Below are 18,885 nucleotides of genomic sequence, written 5' to 3' on the forward strand. Positions count from 1 at the left end.
AGCAACCCAGTACACCGCCCTTGGTCATCAAAGCATGGGCGGCAAACGGCCCGCCGCCAGCAAACCGTCTTGTGCGGCGCTCATCAACATCGACAACACCTGCATCGCCACCACCACGATCACCGGCGACAAATCCACCCCACCCACCAGCGGCACCAACTTGCGCACAGGTGCCAGCAGCGGCCCACACAGGCGCTGAACCATGTCCAGCAGCGGCGAGCGGCTTTGCGTCCAGCTCAGCACCGCCGCCACAATCACCAGCGCCGTCGCAGCGGATACCGCCAGCTTGGCCACCCCCAGCAGCGCCACCACCGGCAAAGCCGCCCAATGCCCTGCCCCCATCAGCACCAGCAGCAGGGCATAGTGCACCAGCTTCAATCCCCACGCCGCCAGCAAGCTGGCCGCATCCACCCGCCCACGCAGCGGAATCACTTTTTGCAGCGGCACCACCAGCCAGTCAGACAGGGCGTGCACAAACCGCACCAGCGGATGGTTGAACGGCACACCCGTCCAGCGCATGTACATGCGCAGCAAACAGGCGCCACCCACCAGAGTGGTCAGCACCTCCAACAAAAAAACAATGATTTGAAGCAGTATCAGCGACACATTCAACACCATTTCTCACGCCCTGCGCACAGTACCAATCAACCGCGCGGGCTGCCCATGTGATGATCATAACGACGCCCTAATCCTCTTTCCGCCGCAAACAATAGCATTTTCTACGAGGTGCTGGAGGTCAGTGCCAGTGGGTATTTCAACCGGCTGGACCGCCAGCAAGAAGGGCGCAACGGCCTGAAGAATGCCGCGCAAAAAATTCAAGTCATTGCGCAAAATGGGTTGCGCAACGATGAACCCAAAATAGTATGGTACATAAGAAAAGCCCAGTCGGTTGCCCGACTGAGCTTTGGGTACGGAATGGGATCTTTCGATCCCTCCTTATTGCAGCAACGGCTCTCACCCCGGATAACCACAATCGAGAGCCAGTATAGCAGGGACAATGATGACTCAAATGGTGTTTGGACTTGATATCGGCATCGCCTCAGTCGGCTGGGCAGTGCTGGACGACACGCGCATCGTCGACCTTGGTGTGCGATGTTTTGACAAAGCAGAGACCGCCAAGGAAGGTGATCCGCTCAATCTGGCGCGGCGTCAGGCGCGCCTGCTGCGCCGCCGCCTATACCGGCGTGCGTGGCGACTAACTCAACTGGCCCGCCTGCTCAAGCGTGAAGGCCTGATCGATGACGCCAAACTGTTTGCCCGCAGCCCGACGTTCACGCATCCAGACCTCAATGATCCTTCAGGCAAGCGCCTGGAGCTGGTCAGCGCGTGGGCGCTGCGCCGCGAAGGCCTGGACCGTCTGCTGACGCCTCTGGAATGGGCGCGGGTGATTTACCATCTGTGCAAACACCGCGGTTTTCACTGGGTCAGCAAAGCTGAAGAAGCCAAGGCCGACAGCGACGCCGAGGGTGGCCGCGTCAAGCAGGGGCTCAAGAGCACCGCAGCGCTGATGGAAGCAAAAGGCTACCGCAGCGCCGCCGAAATGGTGCTGGCCGAGTTCCCCAATGCGCAGCGCAACAAGCAGAGGCAATACGACAAAGCGCTGTCGCGCGTATTGCTGGCGCAGGAACTGACGCTGCTGTTCGACACGCAACGCCGCCTTGGCAACCCGCACGCCAGCGCCTCCTTTGAAGCGCAGATTCTCGGAACAGGCAACCGCCGCAGTGGCTTGTTCTGGCAGCAAAAACCCGCTTTGTCAGGCGCTGATCTGCTCAAAATGCTGGGCAAATGCCAGTTTGAAAAAACCGAATTCCGCGCGCCCAAAGCCAGTTTCAGCGCCGAGCGCCACGTCTGGCTGACCCGGCTCAACAACCTTCGGGTGGTCGAAGACGGCCGCTTGCGCGCCTTGACCGAAGCCGAGCGCGCCATCGCACTGTCCCTGCCCTACCAGACCGAAACCTTCAAATACAAATCGCTCAAAACCGCGCTCATCAAGGCTGGGCTTTGGGCTGATGACATCCGCTTCGGCGGCATGGCCTATCCCAGCCAGACCCAACTGGACGAGGGCAAGGCCAAGAACCCGGAAGATCAAATCCTGGTCAAGCTCCCCGCCTGGCACGAGATGCGGCAGGCGTTCAAGAAAGCCGAGCAAACCACGCTGTGGCAGCGCATCAGCACGCCGGCACTGGACGGCGATCCTGCCCTGCTGGACCAGATCGGCTGGGTTCTCAGCGTCTACAAAGATGGCGCCGAGGTTGAAGAACAACTGCACCGCTTGCCGTTGCCTGAACCAGAAATTTGTATTCCGATTCTTGAAAAACTCAGCTTCGACAAATTCTCGAACCTGTCATTGAAAGCGCTGCGCAAGATCGTCCCCTTGATGGAGCGAGGCCAACGCTATGACGAGGCAGTGGCCAGCATTCCGGAATACGGCCACCACAGCCAACGGGTCAGCCGTGATGCACCCAAACGCCCTTTCCTGCCGCCGTTCTACGAAAACGAACGCAAATATCAGTGCAAGAACGACCACGTCGGCTCCATGCAGTTTCGCGAAGGTATCGACGTTCCGCGCAACCCTGTCGTGCTGCGTGCGCTCAACCAGGCGCGCAAGGTCGTCAATGCGCTGATCCGCGAATACGGTAGCCCCACGGCGGTCCACATCGAGATGGCGCGTGACCTTTCTCGCCCATTCGACGAGCGCGACAAGGTCAAGAAAGCGCAGGACGAATACCGAGACCGCAACGACAAAGCGCGCGCGGACTTTGAAAAAGACTTTGGCTACAAACCCAAGGGCGCCGTGTTCGAGAAATGGATGCTCTACCGCGAGCAACTGGGCCAGTGCGCCTACAGCCAGCAAGGGCTGGACATCCAGCGCGTGCTGGACGACCCGAACTACGCGCAGATCGATCACGCCCTGCCCTACTCGCGCAGCTACGACGACAGCAAGAACAACAAGGTGCTGGTGCTGACCCGCGAGAACCAGAACAAGGGCAACCGTACACCGTTCGAGTACCTCACCAGCTTCCCCGGTGGCGAAGAGGGTGAGCGCTGGCGCAATTTCTCGGCCTGGGTACACCAGAACAAGGCCTACCGCGCCGCCAAGCGCAACCGGCTGCTGCGCAAGCACTACGGGCAGGAAGAATCGCGCGGCTTCATCGACCGCAACCTCAACGACACGCGCTACATCTGCAAGTTCTTCAAGAACTACGTCGAGCAGAACCTGCAATTGACCCCGCGCGAGGACGGCGACACCAACCGGCGTTGCGTGGTTGTGAACGGCCAACTCACCGCTTTTTTGCGCGCGCGCTGGGGTTTGACCAAAGTGCGCTCGGAGAGCGACCGCCACCACGCGTTGGACGCTGCGGTCGTGGCCGCATGCACCCACGGCATGGTCAAGGCGCTCGCCGATTACGCGCGCAAGAAGGAGTTGGAGTTTCTGCATGAGGGGTTCCCGGATCCCGAAACTGGCGAAATCCTGAACTCCGATGCCTTTGATCGCGGACGCCGACACTTCCCGGAGCCGTGGCCGCACTTCAGGCATGAATTGCAGGCGCGCCTGTTCACCGACGATCTGGAGGCGCTCAAGGACGACATGCGTCGCCTGGGTACGTATTCCGACGCTGATCTCGACGCGCTGCGCACCGTGTTCGTGTCACGTGCCCCGCAGCGCCGCAACGGCGGTGCTGTGCACAAGGACACCATCTATGCCCAACCTGAGCGACTGCAAGCCCAGGGCGGCGTGGTCGAAAAAACGGCACTGACCAGTTTGACGCTCAAGGACCTCGATCGCCTGGTCGACCCGCACCGCAACGCCAAGCTCTACGCCGCCATTCGTGAACGGCTGGAAGCCCACGGCGGCAAGGCCGACAAGGCCTTCGGCCCAGCCCACCCGCTTCGCAAGCCGAGCAAGGACGGCCAGCCCAGCGGCCCCATCGTGCGCAGTGTCCGGCTGGAACGCGACAAGATGAGCGGCATCCCCATTCGCGGTGGCATCGCCAAGAACGACACCATGCTGCGTGTCGACGTGTTCACCAAGGCGGGCAAGTTTCACCTAGTGCCGGTGTATGTGCACCATCGGGTGACTGGGTTGCCGAATCGGGCCATCGTGGCTTTCAAAGACGAAAACGAATGGACGCTGATTGACGATTCGTTCGCTTTTCTATTCTCGGTTTATCCGAACGACCTGGTTCGTGTCGCCTTAAAAAAAGAAACGCTGCATGGCTATTACTCTGGAACAGATCGCTCAACTGCCGCAATCAACATCTGGTCGCATGACCGATCAGTTTCAATAGGGATGAAAGGACTGATTCGTGGCATCGGTGTCAAAACCGCCTTGTCCCTAGAAAAGTTCAACGTCGATGTCCTAGGCCACGTCTACCCTGCACCACCGGAGCCACGCCGTGGTCTGGCGTAGCGTGGTGATCAACCAACCGGCCAGGCTCCGGCGCGATCACTTTTCCCTGCTGGTCGAGCAGGAGCAAAGCGCCCACGTGCCGTTCGAGGACATCGCCGTCATCGTGCTGAATCACCGCGAGATCACGCTCACCCACCCGGTGCTGTCGGCCTGCGCCGAATACGGCATTGGTCTGTACAGCACCGGCGACAACCACCAGCCCAACGGCGTGTTCATCCCGTTTCTGCAGCACAGCCGCGCCACACGCATGCAGCGCCTGCAGCTGGATCTGGACAAGCCCACCACCAAGCGCGCCTGGGCGCGCATCGTGCAGGCCAAGATTCAGAACCAGGCACGCTGCATGGAGCTGCTGGCTGCGCAAGGTGCCGACCGGCTGGCCTCTTACGCGCGCCGGGTGCGCTCGGGCGACACCGGCAACATGGAGGCACAGGCCAGTGCGTTCTACTTTCCGCAGGTGTTTGGCCGCAGCTTTCACCGCAGTCAGACCAGCTGGACCAACGCCGCACTCGACTACGGTTACGCCGTGCTACGCGGTGCCTGCGCCCGGGCGCTGGTGGCGCATGGGCTGCTGCCCAGTCTGGGGCTGTTTCACAGCAGCGAGCAGAACGCCTTCAATCTGGCCGACGACCTGATCGAGCCCTACCGCCCCATCGTGGACCTGCACGTCGCCCAACACCGCACGTCTGACGATCAGGGCGAGCTGCTCCCGGCTGACAAGGTCGCGCTGGTCGGCCTGCTGAACATCGACGTGGCCATGCCGCGCGGCCAGATGAGCGTGCTGGCTTCCATCGAACAGGCGACCGAGGCGCTGGCCCGCGTATACGACGGCAGCAACGAACAGGCGCTGGAGTTGCCCAGCCTCATCGCCCTGCGCCAGCACGTGTTCGAGATGTAGCCGCACCGGCACCATGAGCCAGGACACGAGGCGCTTCATGCGGATGCTGGTGTTCTTCGACCTGCCGGTGGTCACCAAGGCCGAGCGGCGTGCCTACACCGTATTTCGGCGATTTTTGCTGAACGATGGCTACGACATGATCCAGTTTTCGGTCTATGGCCGCATCCTCAACGGTACCGACGCCGAGCAAAAGCACATGAAACGACTGCTGACCAACCTGCCGCCCGAAGGGTCGATACGCATGCTCACGGTGACCGAAAAGCAGTTTGCCAGCATGAAACTGCTGGTCGGACTGCCGCTGTTTCAGGAAAAAAAGGTCAACGCCACCCAGATCGCTCTGTTCTGAAGCGCCTTCTGAGAAAAGAAAACCCGCGCTCCGCCTTGCGGAGCGCGGGTTTCCAGAGGGCCTGAGTGTAGCTATCCGGGGTGAGAGAGGGAGCTACAACCGACGGAGTGCTGACCAGTTGGCGCACGTGGAGTGTAGCTATCCGGGGTGAGAGAGGGAGCTACAACGCATTGCGGCGCGGCCATTGCAGCCGGTGCGAGTGTAGCTATCCGGGGTGAGAGAGGGAGCTACAACGATCATGGCGATCAGGTCGGCAGTGGTTTTGAGTGTAGCTATCCGGGGTGAGAGAGGGAGCTACAACAGCCGACGAGGTGGATAAGTGGCCTGCCGAGAGTGTAGCTATCCGGGGTGAGAGAGGGAGCTACAACATGTCTGTTGTACTGAATGTAGAAAAAGAAGAGTGTAGCTATCCGGGGTGAGAGAGGGAGCTACAACCTGGGACGGTCAACAAGTCTCTACGGGTAAGAGTGTAGCTATCCGGGGTGAGAGAGGGAGCTACAACGCAGTGCACAGCGTACCGTCGCAAATGCGCGAGTGTAGCTATCCGGGGTGAGAGAGGGAGCTACAACAACTGTGGTCAAGGCATACGCCGAAATGGTGAGTGTAGCTATCCGGGGTGAGAGAGGGAGCTACATTCCATCTCTCCTTGCCTGTATTGAAACATTCGGCAAGGGATTCGTTTTCCAGGGGCAAGGTCAGCTCGCACGGTTGGCTGCGCCCAATACCACACCAGGGTGACGCATAAAAATTGGGGGCACGACCTAGTGCGGTCACAAACTGCGCGTATATTGGGGCCTGTGATGCCTTGAAGGGCATACAGTGGATACTAGGGCGGACAAGGCCATGCAACGCCCGCAAGATGTGATGAATCAGGAGACAAACATGATCCCCCAACAGGCTTCTGCCATGTGGCAAGAACTGATCAAGGCCATGCCGGGTGCAGCGTCCGCACTCAGCCCCGAGCAGTTGGCCGACTCATGGATGAGCGCCTTCCGGCAGTTTCAACACATGGATCTGGGTGGCCTGAACACCGAAAGTGCCGCGCTGAACATGCCCAAGCTGGGCATGCCGCAACTGAGTTTTTCACCCGAGAAAATGCTGGCGCTGCAACAAGACTACGTGCAGCAGGCCACCGAGTTGTGGAATCAGAGCCTGCAAACCAACCCGGCCATCAAAGACCGGCGCTTCAGCGGCACGGCCTGGCTGCACAATCCGCTGGCCTCGTTCACGGCGGCGGTGTATTTGCTCAACGCCCGCACCATGATGCGCCTGGCAGAAGCCGCCGAGGGCGACGCCAAATCCAAAAACCGCCTGCGCTTTGCGGTTGAGCAATGGGCTGCGGCGGCTGCGCCCAGCAACTTTTTGGCCTTCAACGCCGATGCGCAGCAAAAAGCCATCGACACCCAGGGCGAAAGCCTGGCCAAGGGGCTGGCCAACATGCTGCACGACGCCAAACAAGGCCACATGTCGATGACCGACGAAAGCTTGTTCGAGGTGGGCCGCAACGTCGCCACCACCGAAGGGCAGGTGGTGTTCGAAAACGAATTCTTCCAGCTCATCGAATACAAGCCGCTCACCGCCAAGGTGTATGAAAAGCCGTTTTTGCTGGTGCCACCGTGCATCAACAAGTTCTACATCCTCGATTTGCAGCCCGAAAACTCGGTCATCCGCTACGCCGTCAGCCAAGGCCATCACACTTTTGTGGTGAGTTGGCGCAACCCCGACCAGCGCATGGAGCAAAAAACCTGGGACGACTACATCGAGCACGCCATCATCAAGGCCATCGAGACGGTGCAAGACCTCACGGGTGCCAAACACATCAACGCCCTGGGATTTTGCGTGGGCGGCACCATGCTGACCACGGGCCTGGCGGTGCTGGCCGCGCGCGGCCAAAAGCCCGTTTCGGCCGTCACGCTGCTGACCACGCTGGTGGACTTTTCTGATACCGGCATTCTGGACGTGTTCATCGACGAAAACTTCGTGCGCTACCGCGAGATGCAAATGGGCGCAGGCGGCATGATGCGCGGGCAAGACTTGGCCAGCACTTTCAGCTTTTTGCGGCCCAATGATCTGGTGTGGAACTACGTGGTGGGCAACTACCTCAAGGGTGAAACCCCGCCGCCATTCGATCTGCTGTACTGGAACAGCGATTCCACCAACCTGCCCGGCCCGTATTACGCCTGGTATCTGCGCAACACCTATCTTGAAAACAACCTGGTCAAACCCGGCAAGGCCAAGGTGTGTGGCCAGAAGATTGACTTGCGCCGACTCGATATGCCGTTTTACATCTACGGCTCGCGCGAAGACCACATCGTGCCGATCGAAGGCGCTTACGCCACCACCCAGCACCTGCCAGGCAAAAAGCGCTTTGTGATGGGGGCGTCGGGCCACATTGCGGGTGTGATCAACCCGCCCGCCGCCAAAAAGCGCAGCCACTGGGTGCGCGACGACGGCAAGTTTCCACCCAATGCGCACGACTGGATCACCGGTGCCAAAGAAACACCCGGAAGTTGGTGGCCCGACTGGGCTGATTGGCTCAAGGGCCACGCTGGCAAACAGGTGCCCGCCCCTAAGGCGTATGGACGAGCGCCCAAGTACAAAGCGATTGAGGCGGCACCGGGCCGTTACGTGAAAGCCAAGGCTTAAATTTTATGATTCAAAACGGCTGTTGACGCTTGTAAATAAAGCGCAAATAGCTATAAATAGGAGAGCAATCAAGTGGAAGATATCGTGATCGTTTCAGCCGCACGCACGGGTGTGGGCAAGTTTGGCGGGTCGCTGGCCAAAGTGGCTGCGCCAGAGCTGGGCAGCATTGCCATCAAGGCCGCACTGGAGCGCGCCAAGGTCGCTGGCGACCAGGTGGGCGAGGTCGTCATGGGCCAGGTACTGGCTGCTGGTGCGGGGCAAAACCCGGCGCGCCAGGCACTGCTGAAAGCCGGTTTGCCCAAGGCCGTGCCGGGCATGACCATCAACGTGGTGTGCGGCTCGGGCCTCAAAGCTGTGATGCTGGCGCACCAGGCGGTGGCCACGGGCGACAGCGACATCGTGGTCGCCGGTGGTCAGGAAAACATGAGCGCCAGTCCGCACGTGCTGCAAGGCAGCCGCGACGGTCAGCGCATGGGCGACTGGAAGATGGTCGATTCGATGATCGTCGATGGCCTGTGGGACGTGTACAACCAGTACCACATGGGCATCACGGCTGAAAACGTGGCCAAGCAAGAAGGCATCACGCGTGAGATGCAGGACGCGCTGGCCCTCGCCAGCCAGCAGCGTGCAGCAGCAGCGCAGGCGGCAGGCAAGTTCAAAGACGAAATCGTGCCCGTCAGTATCCCGCAACGCAAGGGCGATCCCGTGGTGTTTGCCACCGATGAATACATCAACACCAAGACCAGTGCCGAGGCGCTGGCTGGTCTGCGCCCCGCTTTTGACAAGGCGGGCACGGTGACGGCAGGCAACGCCAGCGGCATCAATGATGGTGCCGCTGCCGTGGTGGTGATGTCGGCCAAAAAAGCCGCCGCCCTGGGCCTGACGCCGCTGGCGCGCATTGCCAGCTACGCCACCGTGGGGCTGGACCCGGCCACCATGGGCCTGGGGCCGGTGGGTGCCACGCAAAAGGCGCTGCAACGCGCGGGCTGGAAGATGGGCGATGTCGATTTGTTTGAGCTGAACGAGGCCTTTGCCGCCCAGGCTTGTGCCGTCAACAAGCTGCTGGACGCCGACCCGGCCAAGGTCAACGTCAACGGTGGTGCCATTGCCATCGGCCATCCCATCGGGGCCTCGGGCTGCCGCATCCTGGTCACGCTGCTGCACGAGATGCAACGCAGCGGTGCCAAGAAAGGGCTGGCGGGCCTGTGCATTGGCGGCGGCATGGGGGTTGCCCTAGCGCTGGAGCGTTGAGGTTTAGAGTAAAAAACGGGTTTGGCGCAGTTCAGACCTGCACAAGCAGCTATTAATTTCGCAGTATTTTCAAGAGGAGCAAACTCAAATGAGTCAAAAAGTAGCGTACGTCACCGGCGGCATGGGCGGTATTGGTACGGCCATCTGCCAGCGCCTGCACAAAGAAGGCTTCAAGGTCATTGCCGGTTGTGGCCCCACGCGCGACTTCCAAAAGTGGCTGGGGGAGCAAAAGGCCGCTGGCTACACCTTCTACGCCAGCGTGGGTAACGTGAGCGACTGGCAATCCACCGCCGACGCTTTTGCCAAGGCCAAGGCCGAGCACGGCCCAATCGACGTGCTGGTCAACAACGCGGGTATCACGCGGGATCGCATGTTTTTGAAAATGACGCGCGAAGACTGGGACGCCGTGATCGACACCAATCTGACCAGCATGTTCAACGTGACCAAGCAGGTCATCCCCGACATGGTGGAGCGCGGCTGGGGCCGTGTGGTGCAGATCAGCTCGGTCAACGGTGAAAAAGGCCAGGCGGGCCAGACCAATTATTCGGCTGCCAAGGCGGGTATGCACGGCTTTACCATGGCGCTGGCGCAAGAGTTGGCAGGCAAGGGCGTCACGGTCAACACGGTCAGCCCCGGCTACATCGGCACCGACATGGTCAAAGCCATTCGCCCTGACGTGCTGGAGAAGATTGTCGCCACCATCCCCGTTAAGCGCCTGGGCACGCCCGAAGAAATTGGCTCTATCGTTGCTTGGTTGTCCGGCGAAGATTCGGGCTTTACCACCGGTGCTGACTTCAGTTGCAACGGTGGGCTGCACATGGGCTGATTGGGCTTAATTCAGTGTGACCACCACACCCCGCTGCGGCGGGGTTTTTTCATGAGTTTTGACCGAGTTTCATGCGCCCGCCGTGACGGTCATGAAAAAAGCCGCTGCATCAAGCAGCGGCTTTTCAGGTAGGCGCTGTGCAGCCCACAAGGAGGCTTTACATCATGCCGCCCATACCACCCATACCACCCATGTCAGGCATGCCGCCTGCGGCCGGGGCGTCTTCTTTCGGGGCCTCGGCAATCATGGCTTCGGTGGTCAGCATCAGGCCCGCCACAGAAGCGGCGTTTTGCAGCGCGGTACGGGTCACCTTCGTCGGATCCAGAATGCCCATCTCGATCATGTCGCCGTACTCGCCGTTGGCGGCGTTGAAGCCAAAGTTGCCTTTGCCTTCCAGCACTTTGTTGACGACCACGCTGGCTTCGTCACCGGCGTTGTAGACAATCTCGCGCAGAGGCGCTTCGATAGCCTTGAGCACCAGCTTGACACCGGCTTCCTGATCGGCGTTGCTGCCCTTGATGGCACCAGCGGCTTGCTTGGCGCGCAGCAGGGCCACGCCACCACCGGCCACAATGCCTTCTTCCACCGCAGCGCGGGTGGCGTGCAGGGCATCTTCCACGCGGGCTTTCTTTTCCTTCATCTCGACTTCGGTGGCGGCACCCACTTTGATGACGGCCACACCGCCGGCCAGCTTGGCCACACGCTCTTGCAGCTTTTCGCGGTCGTAGTCGCTGGTGGCTTCTTCGATTTGCACGCGGATTTGCTTGACGCGCGCCTCGATGTCGTCGGCTTTGCCCGCACCGTCGATGATGGTGGTGTTTTCCTTGCCCACTTCGATGGTCTTGGCCTGGCCCAGGTCGGCCAGCGTCACTTTCTCCAGGGACAGGCCCACTTCTTCAGCGATGACCTTGCCGCCCGTCAGGATGGCGATGTCTTCCAGCATGGCCTTGCGGCGGTCGCCAAAGCCCGGTGCCTTGACGGCCACCACTTTCAGGATGCCGCGGATGGTGTTCACAACCAGCGTGGCCAGCGCTTCGCCTTCGACTTCTTCGGCAATGATCAGCAGCGGGCGGCCGCCTTTTTGCACGGCTTCCAGTGTGGGCAGCAGCTCGCGGATGTTGCCAATCTTCTTGTCGAACAGCAGCACGTAAGGGTTCTCAAGAATCGCGGCCTGCTTCTCGGGGTTGTTGATGAAGTAGGGGCTGAGGTAGCCGCGGTCGAACTGCATGCCTTCGACCACGTCCAGTTCGTTGTCCAGGCTCTTGCCGTCTTCGACGGTGATTACGCCCTCTTTGCCCACCTTGTCCATGGCGTCGGCAATGATCTTGCCGATGGACTCATCGCTGTTGGCAGAGATGGAGCCAACCTGGGCAATTTCTTTGCTGGTGGTAGTGGCTTTGCTGGCCTTTTTCAGTTGCTCGACCAGCGCTGCCACGGCCTTGTCGATGCCGCGCTTGAGATCCATCGGGTTCATGCCGGCGGCCACATACTTCATGCCCTCGCGCACGATGGCCTGGGCCAGCACGGTGGCGGTAGTGGTGCCGTCACCGGCGTTGTCGCTGGTTTTGGAAGCGACTTCCTTGACCATTTGTGCGCCCATGTTCTGGAGCTTATCTTTCAACTCGATCTCTTTGGCGACCGACACGCCGTCTTTGGTCACCGTGGGCGCGCCAAAGCTGCGCTCCAGCACCACGTTGCGGCCTTTCGGGCCTAGTGTGGTCTTGACCGCGTTGGCCAGAATGTTCACGCCTTCCACCATACGTGCACGGGCATCCGCGCCGAAAACTACGTCTTTTGCTGCCATTTGTGTGGCTCCTGAAAATATGAATAAAAAATGGCTCTAACGCAAGGGCAACATGCGTGAGAAGCTATTAAATTAAGAGTTTTTGAAGGTTGCGGAAGAGCTTACTTCTCGACCACAGCAAACAGGTCTTCTTCTTTCATCACCAGCAGCTCATCGCCGCTGACCTTGACGGCCTGGTGGCCGTATTTGCTGAACAGCACGCGGTCACCCACCTTGACGTTCATGGCCTGCAATTCACCTTTGTCGTTTTTCTTGCCCGGGCCGACGGCCAGCACTTCGCCCTGATCGGGCTTTTCGGCTGCATTGTCGGGAATGACGATGCCCGAGGCGGTTTGGGTTTCGCTCTCCAGGCGCTTGACGATCACGCGATCGGCGAGAGGACGCAGCTTCATGAGTTCTCCTAAGTACAAGATATGAAAAGGGTTGTGCCTGATTGAGGGGCTTTGAACAAACCCGCCACCTGGCTGCAATGCGATGGGGTGACAGTGCGTTTTGTTAGCACTCAACCTCAACGAGTGCTAATCATAAGGGCAAATACAGCCACTTCAAGAGCAAGGGGTTAAATGACATTCCGCAACTGGACTTGGGTTTTTACGTCACTGAAGTTGGACTTCTGTTGGTGCCGGGGGTCAGTGACTCAAGGATAGCTTCGGTTGTATGCATTCGTTGAAGGCTGATCTCGGTCGTTCGTGGTTCAACCATTATGGCCCGCTAGAACCAATTGACTACATTCCGTCGGCCGAGGCCGAAAGCCGAAGTCAGCAGACTATCCTAGCCTGACTTACGCCAACCAGTTTCCACGAAATCCGGGGTGGTTCAGGGCAGACTGGATGGCAACAGTGGGTCAGGATGGTGTAGGAATCAATAGGATGATGGTGAAGCGGCTGCTGTGGAAATGCAAATATTCGCCGGTTTAGGCCGACGCTCCGGTGGAACTGGTGCTGAAGCAGGCGGCGACGATTGGGGATGGGTGAATGAAGTCACTTGACGCAATTGGCTCGGCGTGTTGATTCCCCGTCATCGTCCAATGCGGCTTGACCGTCACGTCAGCCAGATGCACGCTGCCATGCGGCCGCTGCCGCCTAACGCAGCCTGATCGCGCCGGTACGAAAAAAAATGCGCTGGCTGCGCCACGGTGCACCAGCGCGCGCTGCCGTCGTTGCCAAACACGCGCGTGACGCCCTGCACAGCCAGGCGGCGGCGCGCCAGGGCGGGCAGATCGGCCAGGTATTGACCCGCGCCCAACGGCTGAAAGCATGTCACCGCGCTCGCGTCCTGCGCAACAAAAGCATCACGCACTTCAGCACCCACCTCAAACGCGCTGGGGCCGATGCAGGGGCCAAGCCAGGCCATCACTTCATGAACCTCGTCTTCATTGAATTCATTTTTGATAGCGCCCTGCGCCTGCTGAGCATACGCTAGCGCCCTAAAACGCTCCAAGGTCTGCTCCAGCACCCCCGCTGCCAGTCCGCGCCAACCCGCATGCGCTGCCGCCACCACGCTGCCCGTCGCGTTGGTGAAAAGCACCGGCAAACAGTCGGCCACCATCACCGTGCAGGCCACGCCGGGCTGAGCACACACCGCCGCGTCGGCCTGCACGCCGTCGGCGGTATCTAAAACCAACTGCGCCACCTGCACACCGTGCACCTGCTGCATGAACACGGGCCGCGCGCCGCCTTTCTGTGCCATTGCCCGCATCAGCCGCTGCCGGTTCGCTGCCACCGCAGCAGGCGCATCGCCCACATGGTCACCCAGATTGAAAAACTGGCGTGGTGCGGTTGAAGCGCCGTCTTGCACACCGCCCCCCCGCAGCGTGAACATGGCCCGCACACGGGGCGGTGCAGGCCAGTCGGGTTGCAGCGCCGGGATGTGCAAAGACATCACACCTGGGCGTCCGGGCAAGCCGAAGGCTGCGCCTGCTGAAAAGCGGGCAGCGCCATGCAGGCATCGAACACCGCCATGGTGCGTGGCAAGCCCCCCAGGTCACAGTCAAAGCGCTGGGCGTTGAAGATTTGTGGCACCAGGCAGCAATCGGCCAACGTCGGCGCATCGCCGTGGCTGAATGCGCCCTCTTGCGGGTGCTGGGCCAGTTGCGCTTCATACGCCTGCAAGCCCAGCCGCACCCAGTGGCGGTACCAGCCGTTCTTGGCGTCATCGGTCACTTTCAAATCACGCACCAGATATTTCAGCACCCGCAGATTGTTCAGCGGATGCACCTCACACGCCACGATTTGCGCCAGCGCACGCACCCGCGCCCGGCCCAGCGCGTCGCCCGGCAGCAGCACAGGCTGCGGATAGGCTTCGTCCAAATATTCAATGATGGCCATCGATTGCGTCAGCCGCTGCCCATCATCCAATTCCAGCACCGGCACCAGTTGCTCGGCAGTAATGGCCGCAAATTCAGCCTGCTTTTGCTCGCCCTTGACCAGATGCACCGGCACGTAGCCATACGTCAGCCCTTTGAGCTGCAACGCAATGCGCACGCGAAAAGAGGCTGATGAGCGAAAGTAGTTGTAAAGCTTCATGCCAACCAAGCATACCGAGTGCAAGGCTGGTGATGCAAATGCATGGGTAAAGAAAAGGCCGCTCGCAGCGGCCTTTTGAATGACGAAGCCAGCGCTTCGGTCGTTCAGCGCGGCGTGCCCACAGGCGTTCCCACCGGGGTATTGCCTGGCGCGCCCGCCTGGGCTACGCGTTCAGCCAGGAAGATTTCTACCCGCCGGTTGGCGGCGCGGCCTGCTGCGGTGCCGTTGTCGGCAATGGGTTCGTACGAGCCACGGCCTGCGGTCTGAACGCGGCTGGCCGCCACACCCCGCGCCGACAGATAGTCACGCACGCTGTTGGCGCGCTGCACCGACAACGGGTTGTTGATGGCATCGGTACCGGTGGAATCAGTGTGGCCAATGATGGTGATTTCCATGTTCGGCTGTTGATCCAGCCCCTGCGCAAACTGGTCCAGCACGGGCTGCAGATTGGATCGGATGGCGGCGCTGCCGGTATCGAACGACACGTCGCTGGGGATGTTCAACTTCAGTCTGTTGTCGGCGGTCTGCGACACCTGTACGCCCGTGCCCGCTGTGGCCTGCTGCATCTGCTGGCGTTTGTTCTCCATGTATTTCGACCAACCGTAGCCGCCCAAAGCGCCTACGCCCGCGCCAATGGCAGCACCTTTGCCATCGCCAATCAGGCCACCAGCCACGGCCCCCACACCTGCGCCAATGGCGGTGTTGCGTTGCGTTTCGGTCATATTGGCGCAGCCGCTGATCAGCAAAGCCGCTGCGGTGGCACTGGCGATCGCCAGATGGTGTGGGGTAGCAATAAACGATTTCATAGCACTTTCCCTTTCTTCCGAACACACTCAGGATGGGAATTTGACAAGCCAAACCCCCTGCAAGACGCACTGTAATTCAGTGGGTCAACAGCGCGCAAGGTTGTAAGTGCTGGTCTTCAATGTCTTGGCCCAGCAGATAGCAACAAGACGTTAATGCACAAGCGCCTGCCTATCCAAACCGGCTCTCGCATGAAGCTTCATCTCTTGACGCCCATGTCTTGGCACTACACTGCCAGTCACATGCATCACCGCGCCATCAAACACTGCCGCCAATGCGGCACCGCCGTGCACTCGCGCATACCTGACGACGGCGACACCCGCGAACGTGCCGTTTGCCCGGCCTGCGGCACCATTCATTACATCAACCCGCTGCTGGTGGTGGGCACCGTGCCTTATCTGGGCGATCAGGTGCTGCTGTGCAAACGCGCCATTGAGCCACGCTACGGCAAGTGGACTTTGCCGGCCGGTTTCATGGAAATGGACGAAGCCATGGACGAAGGTGCCGCGCGTGAAACTGCTGAAGAAGCGGGTGCCGAGGTCGATATTGGCCCCTTGTTCAGCACCCTGAGCGTGCCGCGCGTGGGCCAGGTGCACGTGTTTTATCTGGCCCGCCTGCGGCACGACCGCTTCAACCCCGGCACTGAAAGCCTGGAGGCATGCCTGTTTGACGAAGCGGGCATTCCGTGGGACGAGATCGCCTTTCCCACCGTGCGCGAAACGCTGCGCCGCTTCTTTGATGACCGCCGCCGGGGCAGCTTCGGGCTGCACGACCTGCGCATTGGCTGAAGCGACGCGGCGCATCCCAAAACCATGAGCGTGCGGCTGCCTGAACTTGCGGTGCTGGTGCCTGGTGAGCCGTTTCCGCCGCTGGACCAAACGTGGCCCGACAACTCCCCGGCTCCAGGCTTGCTGGCCATAGGCGGCGCGCTGGATGCGCCGACTTTGCTGGCCGCGTACCGCCACACGGTGTTCCCTTGGTTCAACGCGGATGAACCCATCTTGTGGTGGAGCACCAACCCACGCATGGTGCTGCACCCTGACCGGCTGCGCCTGCACAGGTCACTGCGCAAGACCATCCAGCGCTTTCGTGCCGACGCACGCTGCCAAATACACTTCAACACAGCGTTTGATCAAGTCATCGCCGCCTGCGCCGCCATGCAGCGCCCCGGCCAGAATGGCACCTGGATCGGCCCCGAAATGCAGGCGGCCTATATCCAGTTGCATGCCGCAGGCCATGCGCACAGCGTCGAAACCTGGGTGGACGGCCAACTGGTGGCGGGGCTGTACCTGGTGTCCATCGGGCAGGCGGTGTTTGGCGAATCGATGTTCACCCAGGTCTCAGACGGTTCAAAAATAGCGCTGGCCGCACTGGTGGCCTTTTGCCGCATGCACGGGCTGCCGCTGATCGATTGCCAGCAAAACACCGAACACCTGGCTTTCATGGGCGCGCAAGAGATGCCCCGCGACGACTTCGCCCAACACGTGCAAGCCCTCACCGCCCTGCCCGCACCAGTCTGGAAATTCGACCCCGTATACTGGAATGCAATCCTGCCCACGAGCACCCACCCACCGTGACGCACCTCAAGGATCTCCCGCTTCAGGCGCTTCAGTTTTATGCCACCGCGCCCTATCCGTGCAGCTACCTGCCGGAGCGGCAAGCGCGCTCGCAAGTGGCCACACCCAGCCACCTGATCAACAGTGACACCTACTCCAGCTTGGTGCAAGCGGGCTTTCGGCGCAGCGGCATGTTCACCTACCGGCCGTATTGCGACGGCTGCCATGCCTGCATGCCAATGCGCATTTGCGCGCAAACCTTCAAGCCATCACGCAGCCAGCGACGCGCCCGCGCGCAGCATGCCAACTTGCAGGTGCGCGTGCTCAAACTGTGCTACCTGCCTGAACATTACCAGCTCTACTTGCGTTACCAAACAGGTCGCCACAGCGGCGGCGGCATGGATCAGGACAGTGCCGATCAATACGCGCAGTTTCTGCTGCAAAGCCACGTCAACTCGCGCCTGATCGAGTTTCGTGAGCCATGCCCGAGCGGCGGCCTCAGCCCGTTGCGCATGGTCGCCATCGTCGACGTGCTGAATGACGGCCTCTCGGCGGTCTACACCTTTTACGACCCCGATCCCCGCGCCAGCTACGGCACCTATGGCGTGCTGTGGCAGATCGAGCAGGCCGCCTCAATGGGGCTGCCTTACGTGTACCTGGGCTACTGGATCGAAGGCAGCGCCAAGATGGCGTATAAGGCACGCTTTCGCCCGGCCGAGCGGTTGACAGACGGTCAATGGCAGCCCTGCGATACCGTCTGACACGCCCCAAAAATCACCGAATCCGATGCGTAAATCCCCACCCAACGCCCACACCACTCCGACCATTCAGGTCATTGAACGCATGTTCGCGTTGATCGACGTGCTGGCCGCGCACGAAGACCCCATGTCGCTGAAAGACATCAGCCAGCAAACCGGTCTGCACCCATCGACCACCCACCGCATCTTGAACGATCTGGCCGTCGGCCGCTTCATAGACCGCCCCGAGGCCGGTACCTACCGCCTGGGCATGCGCCTGCTGGAGCTGGGCAACGCGGTGAAGGCACGCCTGAACGTGCGCGATGCGGCACTGGAGCCGATGCGCGATCTGCACAAGCTGATCCAGCAACCGGTGAACCTGAGCGTGCGCCAGGGCGACGAAATCGTCTATATCGAGCGCGCCTACAGCGAACGCTCGGGCATGCAGGTGGTACGCGCCATTGGCGGGCGTGCGCCGCTACATTTGACGTCCACCGGCAAGCTGTTTTTGGCCGCCGAAGACGCACAGCGCGTGCGCGCCTACGCCACCCGCACGGGCCTGGCCGGGCACACGCGCAACAGCATCACCCAGTTGCCCGCACTAGAGCGCGAGCTGGTACGCGCCCGCCACGCGGGCGTAGCGCACGACAATGAAGAGTTGGAATTGGGCGTGCGCTGCATGGCCGCAGGTATTCACGACGACCAGGGGCGGCTGGTGGCGGGCCTGTCCATCTCAGCCCCGGCTGACCGGCTGGACGATGACTGGCTGCCCAAACTGCAACACACGGCGCAACAGATTTCGCTGGCGCTGGGCCATCAGCAGACCGGGCGTTAACCACCGGCACCCGTTAGAGCGTGTTCAACGTCTCAGCGTGAGGGGTGTGGGATGCGGATCGGGATGGGCTGCAAGGCGCAAACCGCCCGAGGCCGCGCCCACACACCCGCGCAGAGATGTTGAACACGCTCTTACACACCAACAACAAGGGCCGCACCCAGCAGCCCTTGTTACTTGCGCAACACCCGTCAATAAAAACAGGCTGTAACGCTTGCGTAGTAAACCTTATAAGCTATCAATATAGAAGCA

At 60.7% G+C, this 18,885-nt stretch carries 16 protein-coding genes and 1 CRISPR repeat array; of the genes, 10 read left to right on the top strand and 6 right to left on the bottom strand.

The genetic code is table 11. From position 1 onward, the window contains the following. Positions 1-27: 27 nt before the first annotated feature. Positions 28-606 carry a YggT family protein gene (locus ACK5NW_RS11855; protein ID WP_416928270.1) on the bottom strand — a complete coding sequence of 193 codons (579 nt, stop codon included), beginning with the start codon at positions 604-606 and terminating at the stop codon, positions 28-30. Between the two features lie 403 nt (positions 607-1,009). Between ACK5NW_RS11855 and cas9 the strand changes: the two genes are divergently transcribed. The 6 genes from cas9 (at position 1,010) to phbB (ending at position 10,375) form a co-directional block, all read left to right on the top strand. Continuing rightward, positions 1,010-4,411, top strand: a complete 3,402-nt coding sequence (gene cas9, locus ACK5NW_RS11860; protein ID WP_416928272.1) for a type II CRISPR RNA-guided endonuclease Cas9 — start codon at positions 1,010-1,012, stop codon at positions 4,409-4,411. Next, positions 4,398-5,306, top strand: coding sequence for a type II CRISPR-associated endonuclease Cas1 (gene cas1 / locus ACK5NW_RS11865; RefSeq protein WP_416928274.1), 909 nt, complete (start codon positions 4,398-4,400; stop codon positions 5,304-5,306). The genes cas9 and cas1 overlap by 14 nt, the downstream gene beginning before the upstream one ends. Before the next feature lie 13 nt (positions 5,307-5,319). Continuing rightward, the gene (gene cas2, locus ACK5NW_RS11870) at positions 5,320-5,652 is read left to right on the top strand and encodes a CRISPR-associated endonuclease Cas2 (protein ID WP_416928276.1); all 333 of its coding nucleotides are present in this window, start codon (positions 5,320-5,322) and stop codon (positions 5,650-5,652) included. A gap of 63 nt (positions 5,653-5,715) precedes the next feature. Next, a CRISPR array of direct repeats spans positions 5,716-6,288; the repeat unit is 37 nt; unit sequence GAGTGTAGCTATCCGGGGTGAGAGAGGGAGCTACAAC. A 294-nt stretch (positions 6,289-6,582) separates the two neighbouring features. Further along, entirely contained in the window at positions 6,583-8,298 is a 1,716-nt protein-coding gene (phaC, locus tag ACK5NW_RS11875) for a class I poly(R)-hydroxyalkanoic acid synthase (RefSeq protein ID WP_416928406.1), read from the top strand. Between the two features lie 72 nt (positions 8,299-8,370). Beyond that, a complete protein-coding gene (locus tag ACK5NW_RS11880) occupies positions 8,371-9,549 on the top strand; it encodes an acetyl-CoA C-acetyltransferase (RefSeq protein ID WP_416928278.1) in 1,179 nt (392 codons plus the stop codon). Positions 9,550-9,637: 88 nt separating this feature from the next. Next, positions 9,638-10,375, top strand: a complete 738-nt coding sequence (gene phbB, locus ACK5NW_RS11885; protein ID WP_416928280.1) for an acetoacetyl-CoA reductase — start codon at positions 9,638-9,640, stop codon at positions 10,373-10,375. Positions 10,376-10,532: 157 nt separating this feature from the next. Here phbB and groL read toward each other — a convergent pair whose 3' ends face one another. The 5 genes from groL to ACK5NW_RS11910 all read right to left on the bottom strand — a co-directional run bounded on the left by groL (position 10,533) and on the right by ACK5NW_RS11910 (position 15,510). Beyond that, the gene (gene groL / locus ACK5NW_RS11890) at positions 10,533-12,179 is read right to left on the bottom strand and encodes a chaperonin GroEL (RefSeq protein WP_416928282.1); all 1,647 of its coding nucleotides are present in this window, start codon (positions 12,177-12,179) and stop codon (positions 10,533-10,535) included. A 101-nt stretch (positions 12,180-12,280) separates the two neighbouring features. Then, positions 12,281-12,571: a co-chaperone GroES gene (locus ACK5NW_RS11895; protein WP_416928284.1), complete on the bottom strand. Its 291-nt coding sequence runs from the start codon at positions 12,569-12,571 to the stop codon at positions 12,281-12,283. A 649-nt stretch (positions 12,572-13,220) separates the two neighbouring features. Then, positions 13,221-14,060 (bottom strand): peptidoglycan editing factor PgeF, encoded by an 840-nt coding sequence (gene pgeF / locus ACK5NW_RS11900; protein WP_416928286.1) that lies wholly within the window; start codon positions 14,058-14,060, stop codon positions 13,221-13,223. Then, positions 14,060-14,704 (bottom strand): maleylacetoacetate isomerase, encoded by a 645-nt coding sequence (gene maiA, locus ACK5NW_RS11905; protein ID WP_416928288.1) that lies wholly within the window; start codon positions 14,702-14,704, stop codon positions 14,060-14,062. Before maiA ends, pgeF begins: the two co-directional genes overlap by 1 nt. 104 nt (positions 14,705-14,808) lie before the next feature. Beyond that, positions 14,809-15,510, bottom strand: coding sequence for an OmpA family protein (locus tag ACK5NW_RS11910; protein WP_416928290.1), 702 nt, complete (start codon positions 15,508-15,510; stop codon positions 14,809-14,811). Between the two features lie 213 nt (positions 15,511-15,723). Between ACK5NW_RS11910 and ACK5NW_RS11915 the strand changes: the two genes are divergently transcribed. Genes ACK5NW_RS11915 through ACK5NW_RS11930 form a run of 4 tightly spaced genes read left to right on the top strand, consistent with a single transcriptional unit; the run spans position 15,724 to position 18,636 of the window. Beyond that, positions 15,724-16,296, top strand: coding sequence for an NUDIX hydrolase (locus tag ACK5NW_RS11915; RefSeq protein ID WP_416928292.1), 573 nt, complete (start codon positions 15,724-15,726; stop codon positions 16,294-16,296). Between the two features lie 24 nt (positions 16,297-16,320). Further along, positions 16,321-17,085, top strand: coding sequence for a leucyl/phenylalanyl-tRNA--protein transferase (aat, locus tag ACK5NW_RS11920; protein WP_416928294.1), 765 nt, complete (start codon positions 16,321-16,323; stop codon positions 17,083-17,085). Beyond that, a complete protein-coding gene (locus tag ACK5NW_RS11925; protein WP_416928296.1) occupies positions 17,082-17,825 on the top strand; it encodes an arginyltransferase in 744 nt (247 codons plus the stop codon). The genes aat and ACK5NW_RS11925 overlap by 4 nt, the downstream gene beginning before the upstream one ends. A gap of 25 nt (positions 17,826-17,850) precedes the next feature. After that, positions 17,851-18,636, top strand: a complete 786-nt coding sequence (locus tag ACK5NW_RS11930) for an IclR family transcriptional regulator (protein WP_416928298.1) — start codon at positions 17,851-17,853, stop codon at positions 18,634-18,636. Positions 18,637-18,885 lie beyond the last annotated feature (249 nt).

The sequence above is a fragment of the Ottowia sp. genome (assembly GCF_047975795.1).
Taxonomy (GTDB): domain Bacteria; phylum Pseudomonadota; class Gammaproteobacteria; order Burkholderiales; family Burkholderiaceae_C; genus Ottowia.